The sequence below is a fragment of the Mesobacillus sp. QJM3NY_10 genome, from assembly GCF_056173465.1.
Genome location: NZ_CM149675.1, coordinates 3,635,747 through 3,659,852, shown reverse-complemented (window position 1 = coordinate 3,659,852; position 24,106 = coordinate 3,635,747). Strand labels below are relative to the sequence as shown.

Below are 24,106 nucleotides of genomic sequence, written 5' to 3'. Positions count from 1 at the left end.
ATTGACATCAGTTTATCATTTTTTCATAAGGTTTTGAAAGTACGAGAAACTTACAAGGGGGCTTCAAGATGAATGGTAAAAGGTGGGCGGCATTAGGGATAGCCGTCGGATTATTCATTGCGTCAACAGTTATAAATCTTCTGTCTACAGTGGCATTTAGTGACGCGGAAAATGCTTTTACGGATATGTTTGCCGTAACGGAAGAAATGTTCGCTGAAGAAATAATCGAAGAAGGTGACATGCTGAGCAAGATAGCGGTATTGTCCATCAATGGGGTAATCCAGGATACAGGGGATGCTGAATCATTCTTTGAAAGTCCGCTCTATAATCATAAAGCGTTCATGGAACAGCTTGATTATGTTAAAGAAGCAAAGGATGTTAAGGCGATCATCCTGCAAGTGAACTCGCCTGGTGGCGGTGTCGTGGAAAGTGCGCAAATTCATGACAAGATCAAGGAAATCCAGAAGGAAACGAAAAAGCCGATTTATGTTTCGATGGGGTCGATGGCCGCTTCTGGAGGTTATTATGTGTCTGCGCCTGCTGATAAAATTTTTGCCAGCCCTGAAACGCTTACCGGGTCGCTTGGTGTCATCATGCAGGGAGTAAATTATGCCGGTCTTGCCGAAAAGTATGGCGTTGAATTCACGACAATTAAAAGTGGGCCATACAAGGATATCATGAGCCCTTCAAGACCGATGACAGAGGATGAGCGCGAAATCCTCCAATCGATGATCGACAACTCATATGAGGGATTCGTAAAAGTTATTTCAGAAGGACGCGGTATGTCTGTTGAACGGGTCAAGGAAATTGCCGATGGTCGGATCTATGATGGACGTCAGGCAAAGCAGCTGAAGTTAATCGATGGATTTGGTTATCTTGAGGATGTCATCGAGAATGTCAGGAAGGACGAAAAGCTCGGCGATGCTACTGTCGTAAAGTACACAGAAAGCATGGGGTTTGGCTCGTTCTTCAGCATGGGAGCACAAAAGATCATGGGGAAAGACGCAGAAATGGCAGGCTTAATGAAATTATTATCCCAGCCTAATTCTCCACGCCTGATGTATTTATATGCGGAATAAGGAGGGATAAAATATGAATTCGGATGATTTTAAAGATCGGGACAATGTACCCTCTCAATCTGAACCAAAAGAAGTCATGGATGGGTCCGGAATCTCTGATGACAAGTCGCATTTTCAGACTGAAACGGAACATCCAGTACATCAGTCTGAATCTAGCACTATACAATTACAAGGAAACCCACAACCTGAGGTTTATGAACATAGCAGTGCCGATCCCGAGAATCGTCTATACGCCGGCCTCTATGCAGGTTTCTGGACACGTTTCTGGGCGTATTTGCTTGACTTGATTGTAATTGGGAGCATCAACCGAATGATCATCAATCCTGTGTTTCGGGCACTGGATGTACCGTTATTTGAGGATGGGATCCTTTCACCGATGGCCATCGCGACAGCTGTCGTTTTCTATTTATATTTTGTGTTAATGACAAAGTACTTCGGCCAGACCCTCGGAAAAATGGTCTTTGGCTTGAAAGTGGTGGAGATGGACGGCAAGGGCCTAACCTGGGGAACCGTTATTTTCCGCGAGTGGATCGGCCGCTTCATTTCAGCGACCATCATTGTTTTGTATTTGGTCGTTGCTTTTACAAAAAAGAAACAGGGGTTGCATGACCTGTTTGCCGATACAACCGTTATATATGAACCACGTTAGAATGAACCTGCTGCGGCAGGTTTATTTTTTTGCCTTTTTGTTGATAATAATAAGCTGAAAGGTTGTGGAGGACGATGAAATGGGTGCTGCTAGCCATACTGCTTCTCACGGTGCTTGTACTTATAATCCTTTTTACAAAAGTTAAGATTTTTTTAGATTATTTCCACGGCAATGATAATGATCATTTTAAGGTAACGATTAAAGCTTGGGGCGGATTACTCAAGTTTAAAATAGAAGTTCCTGTAGTCAAAATCGATGATAATTCTCCCACAATCATCGCAGAGCAAAAAGTTAAAACAGGGCCCGATGAAAATATGAAACAACAAAAAACAACTCAGGTGGATAAAAAAGATTTACTTAGCAGCCTTCATGATTTCAAGCAGCTGATCACCCACATCGCCGGTTTTCATAAAATCATCCGGAATTTTTTAAAAAAGGTTACAATACGGAATATTGAATGGCACACCATGGTTGGCGTATCGGATGCAGCGGCGACAGGAGTGATTACGGGTGCCTTTTGGGCAGTCAAAGGCGGAGTGATCGGACTCCTAAGCAACTATATGAAAATGAAAGAAATGCCTGTCATGACGATTACACCAAGCTTCCAGCAAACTGTTTCGATTACTAGTTTTAAATGTATGATTCAAGTCAGAGTCGGGCATGCTATTTTAGCAGGAATAAAGCTGGTTAAATATTGGAAAGGCGGCTGGCCAGAATTTAAATCAAAGCCATTATCCGCTCTTTCTGGTGATAATACTAATTCTGTCTAAAATAAGGAGGAAACAGGAATGTCCGACCATCCAATTCAAGGATTAATGACAACTGCCATGGAAAGCTTGAAAGAAATGATTGATGTAAACACAATCATAGGAGACCCCGTAGAAACACCGGATGGAAGTGTAATCCTGACAGTTTCAAAGGTAGGTTTCGGTTTTGCCGCTGGTGGGAGCGAATTTGTTTTGGAAAGCTCTAAAGGAGGATCCGGTGGCTCTGGCGGTTCTGGTGGCTCAGGAGGACAGTCTGGCGGTTCCCAGCACCCATTCGGAGGAGGTAGTGGTGGCGGTGTGTCAATCACGCCAATTGCTTTCTTGATCGTCAACTCTAAGGGTGTAAAAATGCTTCACCTTGATGAAAATACACATTTGTACGAGAAAATACTCGATCTGGCTCCACAGGCCGTTGAAAAAATTCAGCAAATGATGTCAAAGAAAGACCAGAACAGCCAGGATGGCAGCCAGAACAAGAACCAAGGCCAGTCTCAGGCTGATTACAACGGTCCGAAAACAGACCTGGAATTTTAAGCAGGTGAATTCACGGAGCACTGAGAAAAATAACTATTTAGCAAGAAGCTGCCTTTTCCAGCGGGAAGGCAGCTTAGCTATGTACTTGGTCTCCTTATAGTAAAATAATTGCAAAAAAATTCTTTAAAAGATATATTAACACTGTACATATAATGGACAAGGAGGATGAGCAGGTATGGCATCTGTTACATTTAAGGGGAACCCAGTTACATTGTTAGGAAATGAAGTAAAGGTTGGAGACCAGGCACCTGATTTCAAAGTGCTTGCAAACGATCTTTCTGAAGTGTCACTTCAGGATTCAAAAGGACAAGTACGTTTGATCAGCGTTGTTCCTTCACTTGACACAGGAGTTTGTGATGCACAGACTCGTCGTTTCAATGAAGAAGCTGCAAACCTTGATAACGTTAAGATTTTGACAGTCAGCGTGGACCTTCCTTTCGCACAAAAGCGCTGGTGTGGTGCGGCTGGAATCGAAAATGTCCAGACATTGTCTGACCACCGAGGTCTTTCATTCGGAGAAGCTTACGGAGTAGCAATCAAGGAACTTCGCCTGCTCGCTCGCGCTGTATTTGTTGTTGATTCAAACGACAAAGTAACATATGTTGAATATGTAAGCGAAGCAACAGACCACCCTAACTACGAAGCGGCAGTAGAGGCTGCAAAGCAAGCAAACTAATATACAACCAGGGAACAAGCCGCAGAAAAAACCTGCGGCTTGTTTTGCTTTGAGAATAGGAAAGTGTGAGTTTTAACGAATTCATTATGCCTTATTGGACAAATGTGAAGCAGGGACCAGGGCAAAGTGTCCGATAGAAGTACAGTCCGCCCCATTTCCGACCATATACCTTGTACACAGAGCAAAACAGGTCTAAAATATATTAATATCTATTCAAATCAGGAGGAAGAAAAGTGAGTATGACTCCGGTCGAACAATTATTTACTGCATTCAATACAACTGCAGATATTTTAAAAGAAGAGTTATCATGTACATATTTGGAAGCGCTGGCTGAAAGCGGGGAAAACATGTTTCAGGGCACAGTGCTCCAGGACGAACTGAATGAAGTCACAACGAAACGGCTTGAAAAAGTATACAAGGAGATCAATCTTGATTCTTTTAGCAAAGAAGAAATCCGCAAAGGCTTCCAGCTTGCGATTTTAAAGGGGATGAAGGAGCATACTCAGCCGAACCATCAAATGACACCTGATTCTGTCGGCATGTTCATTGGCTACTTAGTCAATAAGTTTGTCGCCAAGAAGTCATTCAGGCTCCTTGACCCTGCGGTCGGAACTGGAAACCTTCTCGCTACGGTATTGAACCAGCAGACTGACAAGGAAATCGAATCCGTAGGTGTTGAGATTGATGACCTGCTGATCCGTCTGGCTTTCGTGAATGCCAACCTTCAGAAGCATCCGGTCGAGTTTTTCAATCAGGACAGTCTTGAACCATTGTTTGTCGATCCGGCGGATGCGGTCATTTGTGACCTTCCAGTGGGCTACTATCCTAATGACCTCAGAGCGGAACAATATGAAGTAAAAGCAAAAGAAGGCCATACGTACTCTCATCACATGTTTATCGAGCAAAGTACGAAGCATGTGAAAGAAGGCGGGTATTTGTTCTTCATGATTCCTAATGGTCTTTTTGAAAGTGAACAAGCCCCGATGCTTCATGAGTTCATTAAAGACCATTTGATTATCCAGGGTGTTTTACAGCTTCCAGCTTCATTGTTTAAAAACAAGCAGGCAGCTAAAAGTATCCTTATAGTACAGAAAAACGGTGAAGAAGTGAAAGCACCAAAACAGGCACTCCTTGCCGAGCTTCCAAAACTATCGGACGGAGCAGCTGTAAACAGCATGCTGAATAAAATCGATCAATGGTTCAACGAAAATAAAACAGCACAGCAATAGAACCGGAGTCAATACCGGTTCTTTTCGTTTGTTTCGGGTATATAGAACATGGCAATATTTTTTTCTAATCATTAGAAGTATCTGAATAAAAACTCATTTCCTATTTGGAAAAGCTTTGCTTGAAATGTGAAAAAGACAGTGTTTAAATGGGGAAATGAGAGATATAATTGCGGCCTGTGGCACACAATAATGGTGTACTATTTCACTGTATTTTTAATCAGGTTGTTATATAAAAGGAGCGGTACAAATGTCTAAAATAATTGCAATCAATGCAGGCAGTTCGTCACTTAAGTTCCAATTATTCGAAATGCCAAGCGAAGAAGTTATCACTAAAGGTATCGTTGAAAGAATCGGTCTTAAAGATTCGATTTTTACGATCTCTGTAAATGGAGAAAAGAATAAGGAAGTTACTGATATACCGAATCATGAGGTTGCGGTAAAAATCCTTCTTGATAAACTAACGTCTTTGGGAATCATCCAGTCACTTGATGAAATCGAAGGAATCGGCCACCGTGTCGTTCACGGCGGTGAAGAATTCAGTGATTCTGTATTGATCACCGAAGAGGTTTTACAAAAAATTGAAGAGCTTTCAGAGCTTGCGCCACTGCACAATCCAGCTAACTTGACTGGTATTCGTGCATTCCAGCAGGTGCTCCCGAATGTTCCTGCGATTGCTGTGTTTGATACGGCTTTCCATCAGACAATGCCTGAAAACTCTTTCCTTTACAGTCTTCCATACGACTACTATAAAAAGTACGGAATCCGTAAATACGGTTTCCATGGTACATCACACAAGTATGTTTCCCAGCGTGCAGCTGAAATGCTTGGCCGTCCTGTTGAGCATCTGCGCCTGATTTCCTGCCACCTTGGAAATGGTGCAAGTATCGCAGCAATCGAAGGCGGTAAATCTATTGATACATCCATGGGATTCACTCCGCTTGCAGGTGTGACAATGGGAACTCGTTCAGGTAACATCGACCCAGCCCTCATTCCATATATCATGGAAAAAACCGATAAAAATGCGGACGAAGTATTGGATGTCCTGAACAAAGAGAGCGGAATGCTTGGTGTATCAGGATTCTCGAGTGACCTTCGTGACATCGAAGACGAAGCAGAAAAAGGAAATGAACGTGCAGAACTTGCACTGAAAGTTTTCGCGGACAGAATCCATAAGTACATTGGTTCATATGCAGCACGCATGTGCGGTGTTGACGCAATCATCTTTACTGCAGGTATCGGAGAAAACAGTTCGGCAATCCGTGCTCGTGTCCTGCAGGGCCTTGAGTTCATGGGCATCTACTGGGATCCAGCTTTGAACAAAGTGCGCGGCGAAGAAGCATTCATCAGCTACCCGCATTCTCCAGTAAAAGTAATGGTCATCCCGACAGACGAGGAAGTCATGATCGCTCGTGATGTCGTGCGTTTGGCAAAATAAATCACTTTCAGGCAGAAGCGCACAAGCTTCTGCCTTTTTATGTAGTGGGGAAATATATGCTATACTGGAAGAAAATTCAGAAATGCTGGAGGTTTTTCAATGCCTTTGACTCAACGGGAACAAAAGGTACTGGATGAATTAAGTGCTTGGGAAAACAATCTCTACGATTATGAACCGAATGATTTTGAATTAGCGTATGATCGATATCTTGAACGATCTTTTTCTCTTTTGCCTGAAGAGGTGCAGGAACGCTTTTTCACTTTATTCGACGGCTGGCTTTTCCATCTTCACTCCTTAATCCAGGGTTCACAGCTGCAGATGGATGCCAAGGAACGGATTCTTTCTGCGGGGCGGGTTTTCCAGCCGGACCTTGAAACCATACAGGATTTAAGGGAGTTGCCGATTGAACAACTTGAATTCATTGCCAGGCAGCAAATTGCCCGCCACAGGCTCTATTCCTTCGTCCAGGGAGGAATGTCAGGCAGCGGCGGAAACCTTGTGCTAGGAGCAGATATGCCGGCTATGGCAGTCATTAATTTGCGGATTGTCCAACTGGTTGCGATGACCTATGGATTCGAAGTGAATACTCCATTTGAAATGATGGTCGCATTGAAGGTTTTCCATACTGCGACAATGCCTTCGAGGATGCAGAGCGCTGGCTGGGAAGAGTTGAAAAATGACCTCGAACAGGCAGAGGACTATTATTTCTATGAAGGCAATGATGACCTGACAGACGTAACATGGCTAGAACAGCCGATCAAACAGATATTCAAGGGTATGGCGATCCTGATGTTCCGCAAAAAGCATGTCCAGGGCATGCCGGTGATCAGCATGGCGATCGGTGCCGGGGCAAACTATCAACTGACTAGAAGGGTCACTGACTTCGCGCATAAATTTTACCAAATGAGATATTTCAAAGAAAAAGGAGCACTTTAGAGTTATGAGTACACAGGAACATAAACAAGCTGCACCAAGCCAGGTGCGCTGCAAAGTCATAACAGTAAGCGATACAAGAACGCCAGATACAGATAAAAGCGGCAAGCTGATGATGGAAATGCTCGAGGCTGCAGGACATAAGATCGTCGATTACGTGATTGTCAAAGACGAAGCTGAACCGATCAAATCTGAAGTGATAAAAGGCTGCAGCAACTCCGAAGTTGATGTCGTGCTAACGAACGGAGGCACAGGGATTGCTAAACGAGACGTCACAATCGAAACAGTCCAAAGCATCTTTGAAAAAGAAATTCCTGGTTTCGGTGAAATTTTCCGAATGCTCAGCTATACCGACGATATCGGTTCGGCTGCCCTGCTATCGCGTGCCGCAGCCGGAGTCGTGAATGACCGCGCCGTCTTTTCGACACCAGGATCAACAGGTGCTGTCCGCCTGGCTATGGAAAAGCTGATCATTCCCGAAATCGGACACGTTGTAAGAGAGCTGACGAAAGATTTATAATTCATGACAGAGATGGAACCTATACGGGTTTCATTTTTTTTTGTGGATAAAAAGGAATTTTGGAAAATATGGTCGAATAACTGTATGGAGTTTCCAGATAAAAGGAAGATGGCTGTGTTTATTAAAGGACAATCTCGAGAATCGGTCAGTAGCAAGGGTAAGTTCAGACAGGTTTGAGAGAAAAACAAGGAATGCTGTCAAAAAAACCCCGGAATCGTGACAGGTTTGGGGAGAACATAAGCAAAGCTGTCAAGAGAACCTCGGAATCGTGACAGGTTTGGGGAGAACACAAGCAAAGCTGTCAAGAAAACCTCGGAATCGTGACAGGTTTGGGGAGAACATAAGCAAAGCTGTCAAGAAAACCTCGGAATCGTGACAGGTTTGGGGAGAACATAAGCAAAGCTGTCAAGAAAACCTTGGAATCGTGACAGGTTCGGGGAGAACACAAGCAAAGCTGTCAAGAAAATCTTGGAATCGTGACAGGTTCGGGGAGAACACAAGCAAAGCTGTCAAAATAACAGAAGAATTATGACAGGTTTGAGGCAAATACAAGAAAAGCTGTCAAGGGAGGCCTAAAAGTTGTTCGAGTATAAAGAAATTAGTAGAAATGAAGAGCTAATGAACCAGGTATCGGAATTATACCAACAAGTATGGAATCAAGAAGATGGTTCCATTAGAGATCGAGTGTTAAGGCATGCAGGCTATGATGGCTATAGAGGTTATGTGGCAATTTCTGAGCAGGGGGAAGTGGCTGGTTATGCTTACGGTTACTTTTCTCAACCGGGTCAGTATTATCATGAGTTGCTGTCGAATGCGTTCAACCCAGAAGAATATCAAGACTGGTTAGAGGATTGTTTTGAGTTCGTTGAATTGGGGGTGCATCCTTCATTTAGGAATCAAGGTCTGGCTAAACAGCTGGTAACCCAGTTGATAGACGGTGTAGAACATAAGACAGCGGTATTAACAACTCAGCATAATAATGCTCCTGCCCGCAGCCTATATGAAAGCCTGGGATGGATCGTTTTGAATGATGCCTTTTACCCAAATGGTGATGAAGAATCATATGTCATTATGGGAAAAAAACTTCAAAAGGAGCATACATGAGGTTATTAATCACGATTATTTTTGTGTTTATTGGCAGTATTCTGGTTGGTTCAACCATTCATCAGCTCAGTGCAATCGGGAATGGTGTGTTGAGATTAACAGGGGCTGCTTTGATAATAGGTGCCGTATATTCTTTTAACAAGGGTAAAAACAAAAAATAGCCTGGAGCAAATCCGGGCTATTTTTTATGCAAATATAAGTGTTATCGATGCATTTTCTCTGATGAAATATTCTGTTGAGTGCGATACCAGAGCCAGAGGTCATTGATGATGGACGCCAGCTCGGAAATTTCACTGTTCAGTTCGCATGAGCGTATGAAGTTGCTTTCATCGGAAAGCTGGGATTGCTTCAGGTTGATTGTTTTTTCAAGCTCAGCGATCCGGTCAGGAATGCTGCCGCGAATTTTTTCCCAGTGGAGGAGAATTCCGTGCCGTGTATCAAGGTCATATTCTTCCCAGTTTTCTTTTAAGTCTGGCAGGGGAATGCCTAGTCGGCTGTTAAAAAGAAAATATTGTTCCATATCTAATGTTGCCCCCATTCCGCTAATTCTTGCTTACATTCTACTATACTTTCAAACCTGCTTCCACACTAGTCTAATTCAAGTGCCAGTCACTAGATCAATAAAAAAACATATTTTATCTTGAAATGTGCCCAAAAACCTGTTAACTTTATAAACATGAATAAAAATCAATCGATATGAATAAATATCCGAAAAAAAGGAGCGTCAAAAATGACTAATAATAAAGTGGTGCTTGCCTATTCTGGCGGGCTTGATACATCTGTTGCAATCAAATGGCTGAAGGACCAGGGCTACGCTGTAATTGCTTGCTGCCTTGATGTTGGTGAAGGAAAGGACCTTGATTTCATTAAACAAAAAGCTCTGAAGGTCGGTGCGATCCAGTCATACGTCTTGGATGTCAAAGAAGAATTCGCCAAAGAATATGCACTTTTCGCCCTACAGGCGCATGCATTATACGAAGGGAAATATCCGCTCGTATCTGCACTATCACGTCCATTGATTTCTAAGAAACTAGTAGAAATAGCCGAAATGGAAGGTGCAACAGCTGTTGCGCATGGCTGTACAGGGAAAGGAAATGACCAGGTGCGATTCGAGGTATCAATCAAAGCCTTGAACCCGGATCTAAAGGTGGTTGCTCCGGTCCGAGAGTGGAAATGGTCACGTGAAGAAGAAATTGCTTATGCAGCTAAAAATGGCATCCCGATTCCGATTAATCTTGACAGCCCGTTTTCCATCGACCAGAACCTTTGGGGAAGAAGCAATGAATGTGGCATTCTTGAGGACCCATGGCAGGCACCTCCAGTTGAAGCTTATGAATTGACGGCAGAGCTTGAAGACGCGCCGGATACACCTGATATCATCGAGATTGAATTTGTCGAGGGTGTTCCAACAGCGATTGATGGAAAAGCTTATCCTCTTTCAGAATTGATCCTTGAGCTGAACGCTGTTGCAGGCAAGCATGGTGTTGGAAGGATTGATCATGTGGAAAACCGTCTTGTCGGCATCAAGTCACGTGAAGTATATGAAGCTCCTGCTGCGATCACCTTGATTAAAGCACATAAGGAACTTGAGGATATCACGCTTGTAAAAGAAGTAGCCCATTTTAAACCGGTAATTGAGAAAAAAATGACAGAATTGATTTATGAAGGCCTTTGGTTCTCTCCGCTTCAAGAAGCATTGGCCGCTTTCCTGAAATCAACCCAGAAGCATGTCACAGGTACTGTCCGTGTCAAGCTTTTCAAAGGGCATGCAATCATTGAAGGCAGAAAATCTCCATATTCTCTATACAATGAAAAGCTGGCCACTTACACGGCGGACGATGAGTTCGACCATAATGCTGCTGTTGGATTCATCAATCTGTGGGGACTGCCAACAGTTGTTCACAGCATGGTCCAGGGCAAGAAGGTGACAGTGTGAAGAAACTTTGGGGAGGCAGATTCACCGGGTCCGCGGAGGAATGGGTCGATGAGTTCGGGGCATCGATTGGCTTTGACCAGGACCTAGCAGACCAGGATATTGAGGGCAGTATCGCCCACGCCACAATGCTTGCAAAGTGCGGCGTTATTACAGAGGACGAAGCTGATGTAATTATCCAAGGATTGAAAGAATTAAAGCAAAAGGCGTCCAAAGGCGAATTGGAATACTCCGCTAAGCTTGAGGATATCCATTTGAATATTGAACACCACCTGACTGAATTGATCGGTCCAACCGGCGGCAAGCTCCACACAGCAAGAAGCAGAAATGACCAGGTGGCAACGGATATGCATTTATACCTTAAAGAGCAGGTATCCGAAATCATCGAACTGATCACAGAGTTCCAAAAATTTTTGGTCATTCAGGCGGAACAGAATATTGAGACGCTGATGCCTGGCTATACTCATTTGCAAAGAGCCCAGCCTATCTCTTTTGCTCATCATCTGATGGCTTACTTTTGGATGCTTGAACGGGATAAACAGCGTTATATAGATAGCATGAAAAGAATCAATCTTTCACCTCTTGGTGCCGGGGCGCTTGCGGGAACTACCTTTCCAATTGACCGCCATATGACTGCAGAAATACTGGGGTTTGAGGGCATTTATGAAAACAGCCTGGATGCTGTAAGTGACCGTGATTTTATTCTAGAGTTCCTGTCAGGCAGCTCTATTTTAATGATGCATCTGTCTCGATTGTGTGAGGAAATCATACTGTGGTCGAGCCAGGAGTTCCAGTTCATCGAGCTATCAGATGCCTTTACGACCGGCAGCAGCATCATGCCGCAAAAGAAGAATCCGGATATGGCTGAACTGATTCGCGGTAAAACAGGCCGTGTCTATGGCAGCCTGATGGGACTCTTGACGGTATTGAAAGGATTGCCTTTAGCCTATAACAAAGATATGCAAGAAGATAAAGAGGGCATGTTTGATACTGTCAAAACAGTGAAGGGTTCCCTGAAAATCTTCGCTGGCATGATCAGTACGATGAAGGTGAAAGAGGAGAAAATGGCCAAATCGGTCAAGAATGATTTTTCAAATGCCACGGAGCTGGCTGACTATCTGGCAGCCAAAGGAGTACCTTTCCGTGAGGCGCATGAAATCGTCGGCAAGCTTGTCCTTGAGTGTATCCAAAAAGGATGCTATCTTGCAGACCTGCCACTGGAAGCATACAAATCCATGAACCCATTGTTTGAGGAAAATATTTATCAAGCATTGAACCCTTATAATGCGGTGGAAAGACGAAACAGCGCTGGAGGGACAGGTTTTTCACAGGTGAAAATCCAAATCGAAAAAGCAAAAACATCACTATAAATGGAAAAAGCACGCAGTCTCGAAAAGCTGCGTGCTTTTTGTATCGTTATTAAGGTTAATTTTCTTTGTCAGTCCGGACAACCAGGACATCACATGATGCATAGCGGGTGATATGCTCGGAGACACTTCCAATGAAGAAGCGTTCCACTGCGTTCATTCCTGTTGCTCCGCAGATAATCAGGTCGGCGTTGTATTTCTTTGCAACATCTTTCGCGATCTTGACCTTTGGTGAGCCATAATCGATGTCATAATCCACGTCTTTGATACCAGCTTCGAGTGCCTGCTGTTTGTAGCTTTCCATCAACTCTGTAGCAAATTGTGTCGCACGCTCTGAGATAGTGCGGTCATATGCCTCAACAGTAGCAAAGGTGCGCAAATCGATTATGTGGGTCATGACCAGACTCGCGTCGTTTCTTTTTGCGATTTCAATGGCTTTTTTAAAAGCCCATGCTGCTTGTTTAGAACCATCAACGGCAACTAAAATGTTCTTATAATAAAGTGCCATAGTTCTCGCCTCCTTTACCTATATTATACAACAGTTTCATTAGTATAGCTGTGACAATCCAACGAAAACTATAGATGCAAGCATCATATTGAAGGAGGATTTCACATGGATAAAAAGGAACAGCAAGGCCGGTCATTTTATGATTACGATGATCAAGGTGTCATGCAGGTAAGCCAGCAAATCATGGATTCATACAACAGCGGGGTAGTCCCGCAGGAACAGATGAAAGCAGCAGTAGAAAACAACGAGGAACCTAGGTAGAAGCTTTTAGCATGAGTACTTTCAATCCATATTCTCTTAGAATTTAACACAAAATGAATGAGTAGGCTTGCTGAGATTCACTGCTCTCAGCAGGCCTTTTAAGTTACTTTGATACTTTCTCCAAAATTAAAAATATACAGAATAGTATATTTTAGGGAATTTTGTACGAATTGTTTTGCCAAAAGCATTTTTTTCTACTAAAATGAAAGTGTTTTCATCCTAGCCTACTTAAACTATTTTTCCTATTTCATAATTTGAAAAAATGATATAGTGGTGGCAGGGTAGAAATGGTAGGGCAATTATTATTATAGGAGGTATGCAATAATGCGTATCGGTGTACCTAAAGAGATAAAAAACAATGAGAATCGTGTGGCTATGACGCCTGCGGGAGTAGTAAACCTTGTAAACTTCGGTCATGAAGTTTATATCGAAACAGGAGCTGGAATTGGCTCTAGTTTTACAGACGAGGACTACAAAGCGGCTGGCGCTTTAATCGTTGAAAGTGCACAAGAAGCATGGGCACAGGATATGGTCATGAAGGTTAAAGAACCTTTGGCAGAAGAATATGGTTATTTCCGTGAAGGTTTGATTCTATTTACATATTTGCACCTTGCTCCAGAACCAGAGCTGACAAAGGCTTTGATCGAGAACAAGGTTGTCGGTATCGCTTATGAAACGGTACAACTGGCTAACGGCTCTCTTCCATTGCTTACACCTATGAGTGAGGTTGCTGGCCGTATGTCTACACAAATCGGTGCGCAATTCCTTGAAAAGGTCCACGGCGGCAAAGGAATCCTGCTTGGAGGCGTTCCAGGTGTCCAAAGAGGAAAAGTAACAATCATCGGTGGCGGTGTTGCAGGCACAAACGCAGCGAAAATGGCTGTCGGCCTTGGTGCACAGGTTACAATGATCGATTTGAATCCAGATCGTCTTCGTCAATTGGATGATATCTTCGGATCTGATATTACAACATTAATGTCTAATCCTTTGAACATTGCTGAAGCAGTCAAAGCATCTGACCTTGTAATCGGTGCCGTTCTGATTCCAGGCGCGAAGGCTCCTAAGCTTGTAACAGAAGAAATGATCCAATCAATGAACCCAGGTTCAGTTGTTGTCGATATCGCAATCGACCAGGGCGGAATTTTCGAAACAACTGACAGAATCACAACACATGACAATCCTACCTATGAAAAGCATGGCGTTGTACACTACGCAGTTGCAAACATGCCAGGAGCAGTTCCTAGAACATCAACTATCGCACTGACTAACGTGACAGTTCCATATGCTGTCCAAATCGCGAACAAAGGCTACAAGCAGGCTAGCCTGGACAACGAAGCATTATTAAAAGGAATCAACACGCTTAATGGCTACGTGACATACCAGGCAGTAGCTGAAGCGCATAACCTTGTATACTCTGAAACAAAAACATTGTTGGAGCAAATCTAATTGCAGGGAGATCCGGATGAAATATTCCGGATCTTTTATTTACTCTCCTTCCGTTATAATAGCAGTGAAAAGCGATGTATTTAGCACAAAGCTGTTTAAAATCTTTCAATTTTAGCGTATATTATTTATGGGATATACGGGTTCTAGTTGCTAGAATGCCCGTGTTAATTTGTTATTGAGGAGTGTCATGATGGAAAAAGTACTTGTTTTTGGACATAAAAATCCTGATACGGATACAATCTGCTCTGCCATTGCCTATGCTAACTTAAAGCAAAAGCTTGGTGTCGATGCGGAAGCAGTGCGTTTGGGCCAGGTAAATGGAGAAACACAATATGCGCTTGATTTTTTCAAGGCTGAAGCGCCTCGCCTTGCTGGAAAGGTTTCTGCAGAAGTGGACAAGGTCATCCTCGTTGACCACAACGAACGCCAGCAGAGTGCTGATGATATTACAGAAGTTCAAATCGTTGAAGTCATTGACCACCACCGTGTGGCGAATTTTGAAACGAGCGATCCACTATATTTCCGCGTTGAGCCTGTTGGCTGCACTGCGACAATCCTAAATAAGATGTACAAGGAAAACAATGTTGAAATCGATAAAAACATCGCAGGACTAATGCTTTCTGCAATCATCTCTGATTCATTATTGTTCAAATCTCCTACTTGTACTGACCAGGACGTTACCGCGGCACGTGAGTTGGCTGAAATCGCAGGTGTGGATGCTGAGGAATATGGTCTTGAAATGCTGAAGGCTGGTGCGGATCTTAGCACCAAAACAATCGAAGAGCTTATTTCCCTTGACGCCAAGGAATTCCAGATGGGAGATTTCAAGGTTGAAATCGCACAGGTAAACACTGTTGATGTCAATGATGTCCTTTTGCGCAAGGTAGAGCTTGAGGAAGCATTGAACAATAAAGTGACAGAAAAGAATCTTGGCCTATTCTTATTGGTGATTACTGATATCTTGACGAATGATTCCGCAGCGCTTGCGATTGGTGAAAAGGCTGCTGCTGTTGAAGAAGCATTCAATGTTACTCTTGAAAATAATACTGCGACACTTAAAGGCGTCGTTTCACGCAAGAAGCAGGTCGTTCCTGTACTGACAAATGTACTTGCGAAGTAAATCCTAATAAAAAACCGTCCTGGCCAATTTAATTTGGCAGGACGGTTTTTTTACTTAATCCAGTTGCAGCGCCTAGCCCCTCGAGTCGCTTCGGTCCGCCCAATGAAGTCAAAGAACGACTTCACTGGTCGGCCCTCCGAGGCACAGGACGTGCTAGACCCGCCAGCCACACGATGTGGCGTTTTAGGCGGGCAGCGCTTGTCGGGGCTGAACAAGGCGCTTGCGCTTTTTGTTCTTAAGCGAATTTCTCAGTTCGAGCAGAAGTTTTTTTCAGCTTTAATGTAATATAAGCAAAATAGACGAAAGCAGCAATTGAGAAGTAGATCCAGGCGTTGGCAACCTGGTCAGTTTTCCATAAGCCAGTCATCGAGAGCAAGGCCGGGAAGGTTAGTGTCAGCCATGATTGGACCATCGCCACCTTGCCTATATAGACGTCGATTTTCTTGTTCATACCCATTGAAAGGAAGAACAGGAACCATAGATAGGCCCACAAAAGCCATGTCAAAGCGCTCACGATATCTTCAAAATGTACATATGCTACAGCTGCATAAATGACTGCAAGTACTGCAACCCAGAGGGAATACCAGCCAAGCCCGCTACCATCAAGGTCTTTCCATAATGTCAAACCGACATATAAATAGGTAAAACCAAAAAGAAAGATGCTTGCCAGGCTGTAAACCGTCCAGTTGTTCTGGTCAGATACAGCAATCAAGTAAAACGGAACAATCACCTGCAGCGCCCCGATGAATAAGTTGAATACTGCCACGCTTTTCGCATTAGCCTTTCCCAGAAGCATTAAGCTGTTTAGGAAGAGTGCTGCACCTGATAATAATAAACCTGCGTCTCCCATGATGTATGCCGTCCCAATTGAGGGCCGGCTCTTTCCTCCTTTTACTAGCAAATAAGAAAGAGCAACTCTTATATCCAATAGGATAGAGGAGTTGCCCCTTGTTAACTTAAAATAATCAATCTATACCATTTTCTTTGACATATCAACCTTATCCATATCCTTGGATGTGAAATATCCAGGAAGGATTTCGCTGATTGTCGTTTCCTTTACATCGCCATTCAGATTGGCAAGGTAAATTTTTGTATCGTCAGTTGCAAATTCTGCAATTACCTGGCGGCAGGCACCGCAAGGAGAAACGGGACCTTCAGTGTCTGCGACTACTGCAATAGCCTTAATCTCAGTATCGCCTTCAGATACAGCCTTGAAAATAGCTGTTCTTTCAGCACAGTTCGTCAGACCATAAGAGGCGTTTTCGATATTGCAGCCAAGGTAAACTTGGTCATTGCTCGTGATGATTGCTGCGCCAACCTGAAACTTAGAATATGGAACGTATGCTGTGCTTCTTGCTTCAATTGCTTTTTCAACAAGCGTTTTTTTATCCATCGTCCATTCCCCATTCCCGTTTGATTTTTTTCAGTTTAGTAAGAAGACTCAGAAGTCAGGCCGTTTACGATTGCCACCCCAGAGCTTGCTCCGATTCTTGTTGCTCCTGCTTCGATCATGTTTTGTGCATCTTCAAGGCTTCTTACTCCGCCGGAAGCTTTAACGCCAAGATCAGGTCCAACAGTTTTTCTCATTAGGGCGATATCTTCCACAGTTGCTCCGCCTGTTGAGAAACCAGTTGAAGTCTTGACGAAATCTGCTCCAGCATTAACAGAAAGCTTGCATGCCATTTCTTTTTCCTCATCAGTAAGAAGGCAAGTTTCAATGATAACCTTAGTCAATGCTTTGCCTTTTGCTGCGTCCACTACCGCTTTGATATCCTTTTCAACCAAATCGTATTGCTTGTCTTTCAAAGCGCCGATGTTGATAACCATATCGACTTCTGTCGCGCCATTTTCAATTGCATTCTTTGTTTCGAATGCTTTTGTTTCTGAAGTTGTAGCTCCAAGAGGGAAGCCGATTACTGTACATACTTCTACTCCTTCAGCATCCTTAAGAACTTCAGCAGCTTTTTTGACCCATGTTGGGTTAACGCAAACAGAAGCAAATTTATATTCTTTTGCTTCCTCAGCTAGCTTAACAATCTCCGCTTCGGTTGCATTTGCTTTAAGTAATGTGTGATCGATCATTCCTGCTAAATCTTTAGACATTGTATCAAACCCTTTCCGTATAAAAAAATATGTTGAAACGCTTTCATAAAGAAGAAAAATATATAACCCAAATATATTATGTGTTACTTACATGAATAATATATCAGGTAGGTGAACATATGTAAATAACCTCATGAACATATGTAAAAATAAAATATGGAAATACATGAATTTGTCATATTTCTTATCAAAATTTTCTTTTGACTTTGAAATGGTATTTCATTATAGTTGCTATATAAAATGAATAAATCATCCTGCATTCGCGGGAGAGGTTCATAGCGGACACCCTCTATAAAAAACTATGGCTTTGATTAATTCAACCATATCCCAGAGGATATGGTTTTTTATTTGATAAGCAGGGTTCCTGGGCCTCAAAAAGCGTTTGCAGATATAATAGGGGGCACTTAAAATGGCTGGAAGAAAAGATGAGGAATTGAAAGATATAACATTGCTTGGCAATCAGGGGACAAAATACTTGTTTGAATACAGCCCTGACATCCTTGAAACTTTTGAAAATAAGCATCCGTACCGGGACTACTTCGTGAAATTCAATACACCGGAATTTACAAGTCTTTGCCCGATCACAGGACAACCGGACTTTGCGTCGATTTATATCAGCTACATTCCGGACAAGCTGATGGTTGAAAGCAAATCGCTGAAGCTTTATCTTTTCAGCTTCAGGAATCACGGTGATTTCCATGAAGATTGCATGAACATCATCATGAACGATTTAATCAAGCTGATGGAACCTAGATATATTGAGGTTTGGGGCAAATTCACTCCAAGAGGCGGAATCTCAATCGATCCATACACCAACTACGGCAAGCCTGGTACCAAGTACGAAGAAATGGCTGATTATCGAATGATGAATCACGATATGTATCCTGAAAAAGTGGATAATCGCTAAATATGAAAAGAGCAGCTGCACCTGCTGCTCTTTTTTAATGGAAAATAGCCTTTTCACCAAAACAAACCGCCTGGATCTGGGATCTCAGGCGGTTTTGGGTTCATTTTACGATACAAAAACCAATTCTTTAGGGAATTTCGTTAAAATTTCGATTCCGTCCTCTGTAATGACAACATCGTCTTCAATTCTTACGCCGGCTACGCCCGGTACATAAATTCCCGGTTCAGCAGTGAACACCATTCCTTTTTCCATTAATAAAGGATTTGTGCTTGTTAATGAAGGATACTCGTGAACGCTGACTCCGAGCCCGTGTCCGAGGCGGTGAGGGAAGTAGTCACCGTATCCGGCTTCTTCAATCACATTGCGTGCTGCAAGGTCGACCTCTGAACATGCAACACCAGCTCGTGCAGTATCCAGGGCTTTCAACTGTGATTTCAAAACGGTGTTATAAATTTCTTCCTGCTTTTTGTTGATTTCACCGTAAGCAACGGTCCTTGTGATGTCTGAGCAGTAGCCATCCCACACAACGCCAAGGTCGAACAAGACGAGGTCGCCCTTTTTAATCTTTGTCAGCCCTGGTGTACCATGTGGAGCTGCTGCATTCTTACCAGTAAGGACCATCGTTGAAAACGACATCTCCGTTACGCCTTTTTTCTTCAGCTCATATTCAATCGCTGCTAGTACATCAAGCTCGGTTTTGCCTTCCTGGATTTCATTCACTCCTGTCTGGATGGCAAAATCAGCTAGCTCACACGCTTTTCTCAATTTCTGCAATTCCTCTTCGGTTTTTACCATGCGCATGAGGCGCAGTTTTTCTTCAGCCGAAACAAATTCAGAACCACCAAAAAGGCCAGTCATTTTTTCATAGCGTTCAACATTTAATTGTTCCTTCTCGATGGCAGTTTTTTTAATGGAAGAAACACGCTTTTTAATACCATTGTAAGCAAGCTCCATTGAATCATCCGTGTCACTGTAACCGATGATTTCAAGTTCCCAGCCTGCGTTCTTCGCATTTTCCTTATCCATCGCCGGGCAAATCATGAATGGCTCGGCATCCTGGAAAACTGCAACAGCCAGCAATCTTTCGTGTGGATCGCTTAAAAATCCGCTCAGGTAAAAGACATTGTCAGGGGATGTAACGAACGTGACGTCGACATTATTGTCCTTCATCCAACCTGATAATGCAGCCAATCTTTCAGTCATAAAAATTCCTCCTCTGATATGTACATCACACTATGAGAGTAGCAATTCACAGTTGAAAAGTAAAACTTTTATAGTAGAGACTTAGTGGGTATACAGAAAAAGAAAGCAGGAGATAGGGAAGGAACGTTGAAGTATCTAATGAATGATTGAAAGGAGCGATAATATGAAAGTATCTTATCACGGCCATTCTGTTGTTAAAATCGAAACAAAAGGGAAGACCATCCTGATTGACCCATTCATCACCGGCAATGACCTTACTGATCTGAAGGTGGAGGATGTGAAGCCGGATGTCATCATCCTGACCCATGCGCACGGGGATCATTTGGGAGATACGGTGGAGCTTGCTAAAGAACATGACTCACTTGTAATCGCCAACTTCGAAGTTGCTACATATTTAAGCTGGAAAGGCTTGAACACTCACGGCATGTCCATTGGCGGTGCTTATGAATTTGATTTTGGAAAAGTGAAAATGACTCAGGCATTCCATGGTACAGGCATGATGACTGAAAACAATGAAATTATTTATGGCGGAATGCCTGCAGGTATCCTGTTCATGGCGGAAGGCAAGACCGTTTTCCATGCGGGTGATACAGGCTTATTTTCTGATATGAAGCTGATTGGTGAAAGGCATCCGATTGATCTGGCATTCCTGCCGATCGGTGATAATTTTACGATGGGACCGGAAGATGCTGCATTAGCGGCTGAATTCCTGAATGCAAAGGAAGTCGTGCCGATCCACTTCAATACATTCCCGCCAATCAAGCAGGACCCGTATGCTTTTGTAAAAATGCTTAAGAAAAACAAGGGCACCGTCCTTGAAGCTGGAGAGGCTATCGAGCTGTAACCGTGACCGAGCTGCACAAAAAGTTGTGCAGCTTTTTCTATTAACCATGCTTTTTTTAGCTCTGGAAGCATAGATATAAAATAAGACAACCTATAGGAGGGGAAACATGAAGAAAAACCGCTACTTGTTATACTTGTTGTTATGCGGCGTGATGCTTTACATAGGAATGCCGGAGCTAAACTTCCAGCTTGGAGGGAAAGAAGCTTTGTTCGCCGGTTCATGGCTATTCCTCGCTTTGCTCGTCTTTGCAGGGAATCTGGCAGCCTTTTTATACACTCCAAAAAAGCGCGTTCGGACAGCCAGCAGAAAAATGGAATCCAACCTGAAAAGAAAATCACGCGTTTATACTGGCTGAGTGGATCAGCCAGTTTTTCCTTTTGCGATAAAAAGCTCTCACACCCTAATTAAATTGAATCCAACCCTTATAAACCTTATAATAATAATGGATAGAACTACTTTGTACGGAAAATTATTAAAAAGGGTGAAAGTCTTGGCAACTAAGCATGAACAAATACTTCAATATATAGATGAATTGCCAATAGGAGAAAAGATATCGGTACGCCAAATCGCCAAGGCGCTTAACGTAAGCGAAGGAACTGCATACAGAGCAATTAAGGATGCTGAAAATAAAGGATATGTGAGCACGATTGAACGTGTCGGCACCATCAGGATTGAACGGAAAAAGAAAGAGAACATTGAGAAGCTCACTTTTGCCGAAGTTGTCAATATCGTCGATGGACAAGTACTGGGGGGCCGCGCCGGACTTCATAAAACATTGAATAAATTCGTCATCGGGGCCATGAAGCTTGAAGCGATGATGCGTTATACAGGAGCGGGCAACCTGTTAATCGTCGGGAACCGCGACAAAGCCCATGAGCAAGCGCTTAGGGCAGGGGCAGCTGTTTTAGTGACTGGTGGCTTCGATACCGAAGACCATGTAAAAAAGCTTGCAGATGAACTGCAGCTGCCGATCATTTCAAGTAGTTATGATACTTTTACAGTAGCGACCATGATCAACCGTGCGATATACGACCAATTGATCAAAAAGGAAATCATCCTTGTCGAGGATATCTTGACGACGGTTTCTGAGACCATTTTTCTCAAAGCGGATGACCGTGTATCTGATTGGTACCGTCATAAGGATGAAACAATGCACAGCCGCTTCCCGGTAGTGGACCAGAATATGAAAGTAATCGGGATGATCACATCGAAGGACGCTATGGGCCATGAACAGGATATATTGATCGAGAAAATCATGACAAAGAATCCGATGACTGTAAGCGGATCGACGAGTGTCGCTTCAGCTGCCCACATGATGGTATGGGAAGGCATTGAGGTACTGCCGGTTGTGGATGACGCCAACAGGCTTCAGGGCATTGTCAGCAGGCAGGATGTATTGAAGGCACTTCAAATGATCCAGCGCCAGCCGCAGGTAGGAGAGACTCTGGATGATACGGTTACAAACCAGCTGGTTCTGGCAAAAGGGAAAACAAAGGATGAAGACATTTTCCGCTGCCAGGTGACTCCGCAGATGACGAACCATCTTGGGACGATTTCATATGGCGTGTTTACGACAATCGTCACAGAAGCCGCAAACCGTGTGCTGCGTGGGTATAAAAAAGGTGATCTAGTTGTTGAAAATATGACGATCTATTTTATGAAACCTGTGCAGATTGACAGTGTCATAGAAATTTATCCAAAGGTGCTCGAGGTAGGAAGGAAGTTCGGTAAGGTCGATATCGAAGCCTTCAATGATGGAGTTCTCGTCGGGAAAGCGATGATGATGTGCCAGCTGATTGACAGGCACTAAAATAAATAAAGCCGATCCTTAACGGGATCGGCTTTATTGTGCTTAATTTTCCTGAGCTTCCTTTACAGCGTGCGGTAGGTAGAATTTATATGCTTTAAATCCGGCCCAGATGCTTAATGAACCAATGACAATGAATATAGCACCTACGATGTATGTGACAGTAGTCTGGAAAAGGAACAGTTGATTGATACCAAATAGTGTGACGAACAATCCCAGGGCGATGCTGGACTTGGCTGATAGCCATTTTCGCTCAGCAGGCCGTTTGCTGCGAACATATTTGATCTTGTAAAAGATATAAAAGACGAATGAAAGAACGATTAGTAGTACAAAAATAGGCATTGCATTTCCTCCACATTCAGAATCACTCTTATTTTACCGTTAATTTAAGCAGAATGCCATACAGTTTGCGTTTCAATGGCTCAATACATAGGTTGAATTGCTATGATGGGAAATGTGGGATAGAGTTTATTCGCAATCACCCATGGGTTAATCGTGAAAAAATAGATTGATTTTGAAAATTATTAATAATTTTATTCGCAAAAAAATAGATTTAATCGCAAAAAAATGGATTTATTCGCAAAACGATTGGTTTTATTCGCAAAAACCACCTGTTTATTCGCAAACTGGAAAAAAACGCGTTTTTTTTCCAGCTAAACACTCCCCACATAATGTCTTCCTGCTTTTCTTTTCCAAAAAATATGTTCATAATTAAGATATGAAAAACGTGAAGGAGCATTTTTATGAAAGAGCAAATACTGGAAGCTATTGAAAATTATGAAACGATTATTATCCATCGCCATGTGAGACCGGATCCTGATGCCTACGGATCACAGGGAGGCCTGGCTGAAATCCTGAAGGCTTCGTATCCTGAAAAGAATATTTACACCGTTGGGGCAGAGGAGCCATCGCTTAATTATCTGAGAAGGCTTGATTCTATCTCTGACGATACTTTTAAAGGAGCGCTGGTCATTGTATGTGACACAGCGAACGCTGAGCGGATTTGTGACGAGCGTTATCGTTTAGGGGAGCAGCTTGTAAAGATTGATCATCATCCAAATGAAGATCCGTATGGAGACCTGCAATGGGTGGAAACTTCCGCAAGTTCTACCAGTGAGATGATTTATGAGTTTTACCTTACTTTCAAGGATAAGGGCCTGAAGATGTCTGACGAGGCAGCCAGATTGCTGTATGCCGGAATTGTTGGCGATACTGGCCGATTCCTGTATCCAAGCACGACCAATAAAGCCTTTGCCTACGCGGGAGAATTAATCCACTATAACTTCTCGCGCACCGAGCTTTATGACAAAATGTATGAACTGGCACCGAATGTGGTGAAGTTGAATGGATACATCCTCCAGAACTTCGAGCTGCTGGAAAATGGTGCGGCCAAGGTGGTCATGAAAAGGGAACTGCTTGATCAGTATTCAGTCAAGCCATCTGAAGCATCATTGCTTGTGAGTGAATTGGGGAATGTAAGAGGGATCAAGGCCTGGGTGTTTTTCATTGAAGAAGAAGATCAAATCAGGGTACGCCTCCGTTCCAAAGGACCTGTGATCAACACGATCGCCAGGAATTACAATGGCGGAGGCCATCCACTGGCTGCAGGTGCATCCATCTATTCATGGGATGATGTCGACAAAGTTCTTGCTGACCTCATTCAAGCCTGCAAAGAATAACA

Annotated in this window: 28 protein-coding genes; 21 read left to right on the top strand and 7 right to left on the bottom strand. The window is 43.2% G+C overall.

The annotated features are described in order from the left end of the window. Nucleotides 1-68: 68 nt before the first annotated feature. The 11 genes from sppA to AC0VX7_RS18375 all read left to right on the top strand — a co-directional run bounded on the left by sppA (nucleotide 69) and on the right by AC0VX7_RS18375 (nucleotide 9,087). Nucleotides 69-1,079 (top strand): signal peptide peptidase SppA, encoded by a 1,011-nt coding sequence (gene sppA / locus AC0VX7_RS18425; RefSeq protein ID WP_475425344.1) that lies wholly within the window; start codon nucleotides 69-71, stop codon nucleotides 1,077-1,079. A gap of 160 nt (nucleotides 1,080-1,239) precedes the next feature. Further along, nucleotides 1,240-1,728, top strand: coding sequence for an RDD family protein (locus AC0VX7_RS18420; RefSeq protein ID WP_475428199.1), 489 nt, complete (start codon nucleotides 1,240-1,242; stop codon nucleotides 1,726-1,728). Between the two features lie 74 nt (nucleotides 1,729-1,802). Continuing rightward, nucleotides 1,803-2,498: a DUF2953 domain-containing protein gene (locus tag AC0VX7_RS18415; protein WP_475425343.1), complete on the top strand. Its 696-nt coding sequence runs from the start codon at nucleotides 1,803-1,805 to the stop codon at nucleotides 2,496-2,498. 18 nt (nucleotides 2,499-2,516) lie between these two features. Continuing rightward, the gene (ytfJ, locus tag AC0VX7_RS18410) at nucleotides 2,517-3,029 is read left to right on the top strand and encodes a GerW family sporulation protein (RefSeq protein WP_041965435.1); all 513 of its coding nucleotides are present in this window, start codon (nucleotides 2,517-2,519) and stop codon (nucleotides 3,027-3,029) included. Between the two features lie 175 nt (nucleotides 3,030-3,204). Beyond that, nucleotides 3,205-3,705 carry a thiol peroxidase gene (tpx, locus tag AC0VX7_RS18405; RefSeq protein ID WP_475425342.1) on the top strand — a complete coding sequence of 167 codons (501 nt, stop codon included), beginning with the start codon at nucleotides 3,205-3,207 and terminating at the stop codon, nucleotides 3,703-3,705. A 239-nt stretch (nucleotides 3,706-3,944) separates the two neighbouring features. Further along, nucleotides 3,945-4,934 carry a class I SAM-dependent methyltransferase gene (locus AC0VX7_RS18400; RefSeq protein WP_475428198.1) on the top strand — a complete coding sequence of 330 codons (990 nt, stop codon included), beginning with the start codon at nucleotides 3,945-3,947 and terminating at the stop codon, nucleotides 4,932-4,934. Between the two features lie 247 nt (nucleotides 4,935-5,181). Next, nucleotides 5,182-6,369, top strand: a complete 1,188-nt coding sequence (locus AC0VX7_RS18395) for an acetate kinase (RefSeq protein ID WP_475425341.1) — start codon at nucleotides 5,182-5,184, stop codon at nucleotides 6,367-6,369. A 99-nt stretch (nucleotides 6,370-6,468) separates the two neighbouring features. Further along, nucleotides 6,469-7,305, top strand: a complete 837-nt coding sequence (locus AC0VX7_RS18390) for an EcsC family protein (RefSeq protein ID WP_415802043.1) — start codon at nucleotides 6,469-6,471, stop codon at nucleotides 7,303-7,305. Between the two features lie 4 nt (nucleotides 7,306-7,309). Then, complete coding sequence (locus AC0VX7_RS18385) at nucleotides 7,310-7,822, top strand: MogA/MoaB family molybdenum cofactor biosynthesis protein (RefSeq protein ID WP_475425340.1); 513 nt, start codon at nucleotides 7,310-7,312, stop codon at nucleotides 7,820-7,822. A 579-nt stretch (nucleotides 7,823-8,401) separates the two neighbouring features. Next, complete coding sequence (locus tag AC0VX7_RS18380; protein ID WP_475425339.1) at nucleotides 8,402-8,926, top strand: N-acetyltransferase family protein; 525 nt, start codon at nucleotides 8,402-8,404, stop codon at nucleotides 8,924-8,926. Beyond that, on the top strand, nucleotides 8,923-9,087 hold the full coding sequence (locus AC0VX7_RS18375; protein WP_475425338.1) for a hypothetical protein: 165 nt from the start codon (nucleotides 8,923-8,925) through the stop codon (nucleotides 9,085-9,087). The genes AC0VX7_RS18380 and AC0VX7_RS18375 overlap by 4 nt, the downstream gene beginning before the upstream one ends. 41 nt (nucleotides 9,088-9,128) lie before the next feature. On the opposite strand, the gene AC0VX7_RS18370 is transcribed toward AC0VX7_RS18375, so the two are convergent. Continuing rightward, nucleotides 9,129-9,446, bottom strand: a complete 318-nt coding sequence (locus AC0VX7_RS18370; protein WP_215036075.1) for a hypothetical protein — start codon at nucleotides 9,444-9,446, stop codon at nucleotides 9,129-9,131. Nucleotides 9,447-9,656: 210 nt separating this feature from the next. Between AC0VX7_RS18370 and AC0VX7_RS18365 the strand changes: the two genes are divergently transcribed. Further along, a complete protein-coding gene (locus tag AC0VX7_RS18365; protein WP_475425337.1) occupies nucleotides 9,657-10,862 on the top strand; it encodes an argininosuccinate synthase in 1,206 nt (401 codons plus the stop codon). Further along, complete coding sequence (gene argH, locus AC0VX7_RS18360) at nucleotides 10,859-12,229, top strand: argininosuccinate lyase (RefSeq protein WP_475425336.1); 1,371 nt, start codon at nucleotides 10,859-10,861, stop codon at nucleotides 12,227-12,229. The genes AC0VX7_RS18365 and argH overlap by 4 nt, the downstream gene beginning before the upstream one ends. A 55-nt stretch (nucleotides 12,230-12,284) precedes the next feature. Here argH and AC0VX7_RS18355 read toward each other — a convergent pair whose 3' ends face one another. Beyond that, nucleotides 12,285-12,734, bottom strand: a complete 450-nt coding sequence (locus tag AC0VX7_RS18355) for a universal stress protein (RefSeq protein WP_041968071.1) — start codon at nucleotides 12,732-12,734, stop codon at nucleotides 12,285-12,287. Nucleotides 12,735-12,839: 105 nt separating this feature from the next. Between AC0VX7_RS18355 and AC0VX7_RS18350 the strand changes: the two genes are divergently transcribed. The 3 genes from AC0VX7_RS18350 (at nucleotide 12,840) to AC0VX7_RS18340 (ending at nucleotide 15,561) form a co-directional block, all read left to right on the top strand. Next, a complete protein-coding gene (locus AC0VX7_RS18350) occupies nucleotides 12,840-12,995 on the top strand; it encodes a hypothetical protein (RefSeq protein WP_475425335.1) in 156 nt (51 codons plus the stop codon). Between the two features lie 324 nt (nucleotides 12,996-13,319). After that, a complete protein-coding gene (gene ald / locus AC0VX7_RS18345; protein WP_475425334.1) occupies nucleotides 13,320-14,441 on the top strand; it encodes an alanine dehydrogenase in 1,122 nt (373 codons plus the stop codon). 190 nt (nucleotides 14,442-14,631) lie between these two features. Next, nucleotides 14,632-15,561 (top strand): manganese-dependent inorganic pyrophosphatase, encoded by a 930-nt coding sequence (locus AC0VX7_RS18340; protein ID WP_475428197.1) that lies wholly within the window; start codon nucleotides 14,632-14,634, stop codon nucleotides 15,559-15,561. Between the two features lie 235 nt (nucleotides 15,562-15,796). Here AC0VX7_RS18340 and AC0VX7_RS18335 read toward each other — a convergent pair whose 3' ends face one another. The 3 genes from AC0VX7_RS18335 to deoC form a co-directional block, all read right to left on the bottom strand. Then, nucleotides 15,797-16,411, bottom strand: a complete 615-nt coding sequence (locus AC0VX7_RS18335; RefSeq protein ID WP_475425333.1) for an AmiS/UreI family transporter — start codon at nucleotides 16,409-16,411, stop codon at nucleotides 15,797-15,799. Nucleotides 16,412-16,531: 120 nt separating this feature from the next. Beyond that, nucleotides 16,532-16,954 carry a cytidine deaminase gene (locus AC0VX7_RS18330; RefSeq protein ID WP_041968067.1) on the bottom strand — a complete coding sequence of 141 codons (423 nt, stop codon included), beginning with the start codon at nucleotides 16,952-16,954 and terminating at the stop codon, nucleotides 16,532-16,534. A 35-nt stretch (nucleotides 16,955-16,989) separates the two neighbouring features. Beyond that, entirely contained in the window at nucleotides 16,990-17,664 is a 675-nt protein-coding gene (deoC, locus tag AC0VX7_RS18325) for a deoxyribose-phosphate aldolase (RefSeq protein WP_475425332.1), read from the bottom strand. A 409-nt stretch (nucleotides 17,665-18,073) separates the two neighbouring features. Here deoC and queF point away from each other — a divergent pair, with 409 nt between their 5' ends. Continuing rightward, the gene (gene queF / locus AC0VX7_RS18320) at nucleotides 18,074-18,571 is read left to right on the top strand and encodes a preQ(1) synthase (RefSeq protein WP_215036069.1); all 498 of its coding nucleotides are present in this window, start codon (nucleotides 18,074-18,076) and stop codon (nucleotides 18,569-18,571) included. A gap of 105 nt (nucleotides 18,572-18,676) precedes the next feature. Here queF and AC0VX7_RS18315 read toward each other — a convergent pair whose 3' ends face one another. Next, entirely contained in the window at nucleotides 18,677-19,774 is a 1,098-nt protein-coding gene (locus AC0VX7_RS18315) for a M24 family metallopeptidase (protein WP_475425331.1), read from the bottom strand. A 163-nt stretch (nucleotides 19,775-19,937) separates the two neighbouring features. On the opposite strand from AC0VX7_RS18315, the gene AC0VX7_RS18310 reads away from it, so the two are divergent. The 3 genes from AC0VX7_RS18310 to AC0VX7_RS18300 all read left to right on the top strand — a co-directional run bounded on the left by AC0VX7_RS18310 (nucleotide 19,938) and on the right by AC0VX7_RS18300 (nucleotide 22,428). Beyond that, nucleotides 19,938-20,618 (top strand): metal-dependent hydrolase, encoded by a 681-nt coding sequence (locus AC0VX7_RS18310; protein WP_475425330.1) that lies wholly within the window; start codon nucleotides 19,938-19,940, stop codon nucleotides 20,616-20,618. Between the two features lie 106 nt (nucleotides 20,619-20,724). After that, the gene (locus AC0VX7_RS18305) at nucleotides 20,725-20,973 is read left to right on the top strand and encodes a hypothetical protein (protein ID WP_215036066.1); all 249 of its coding nucleotides are present in this window, start codon (nucleotides 20,725-20,727) and stop codon (nucleotides 20,971-20,973) included. Between the two features lie 135 nt (nucleotides 20,974-21,108). Beyond that, nucleotides 21,109-22,428, top strand: a complete 1,320-nt coding sequence (locus AC0VX7_RS18300) for a DRTGG domain-containing protein (RefSeq protein ID WP_475425329.1) — start codon at nucleotides 21,109-21,111, stop codon at nucleotides 22,426-22,428. A 42-nt stretch (nucleotides 22,429-22,470) separates the two neighbouring features. Here the strand turns inward: AC0VX7_RS18300 and AC0VX7_RS18295 are convergent, their stop codons facing one another. After that, complete coding sequence (locus AC0VX7_RS18295) at nucleotides 22,471-22,767, bottom strand: YtpI family protein (RefSeq protein WP_215036065.1); 297 nt, start codon at nucleotides 22,765-22,767, stop codon at nucleotides 22,471-22,473. A 401-nt stretch (nucleotides 22,768-23,168) separates the two neighbouring features. Here AC0VX7_RS18295 and AC0VX7_RS18290 point away from each other — a divergent pair, with 401 nt between their 5' ends. After that, entirely contained in the window at nucleotides 23,169-24,104 is a 936-nt protein-coding gene (locus tag AC0VX7_RS18290) for a DHH family phosphoesterase (RefSeq protein WP_475425328.1), read from the top strand. Nucleotides 24,105-24,106: the final 2 nt, after the last annotated feature.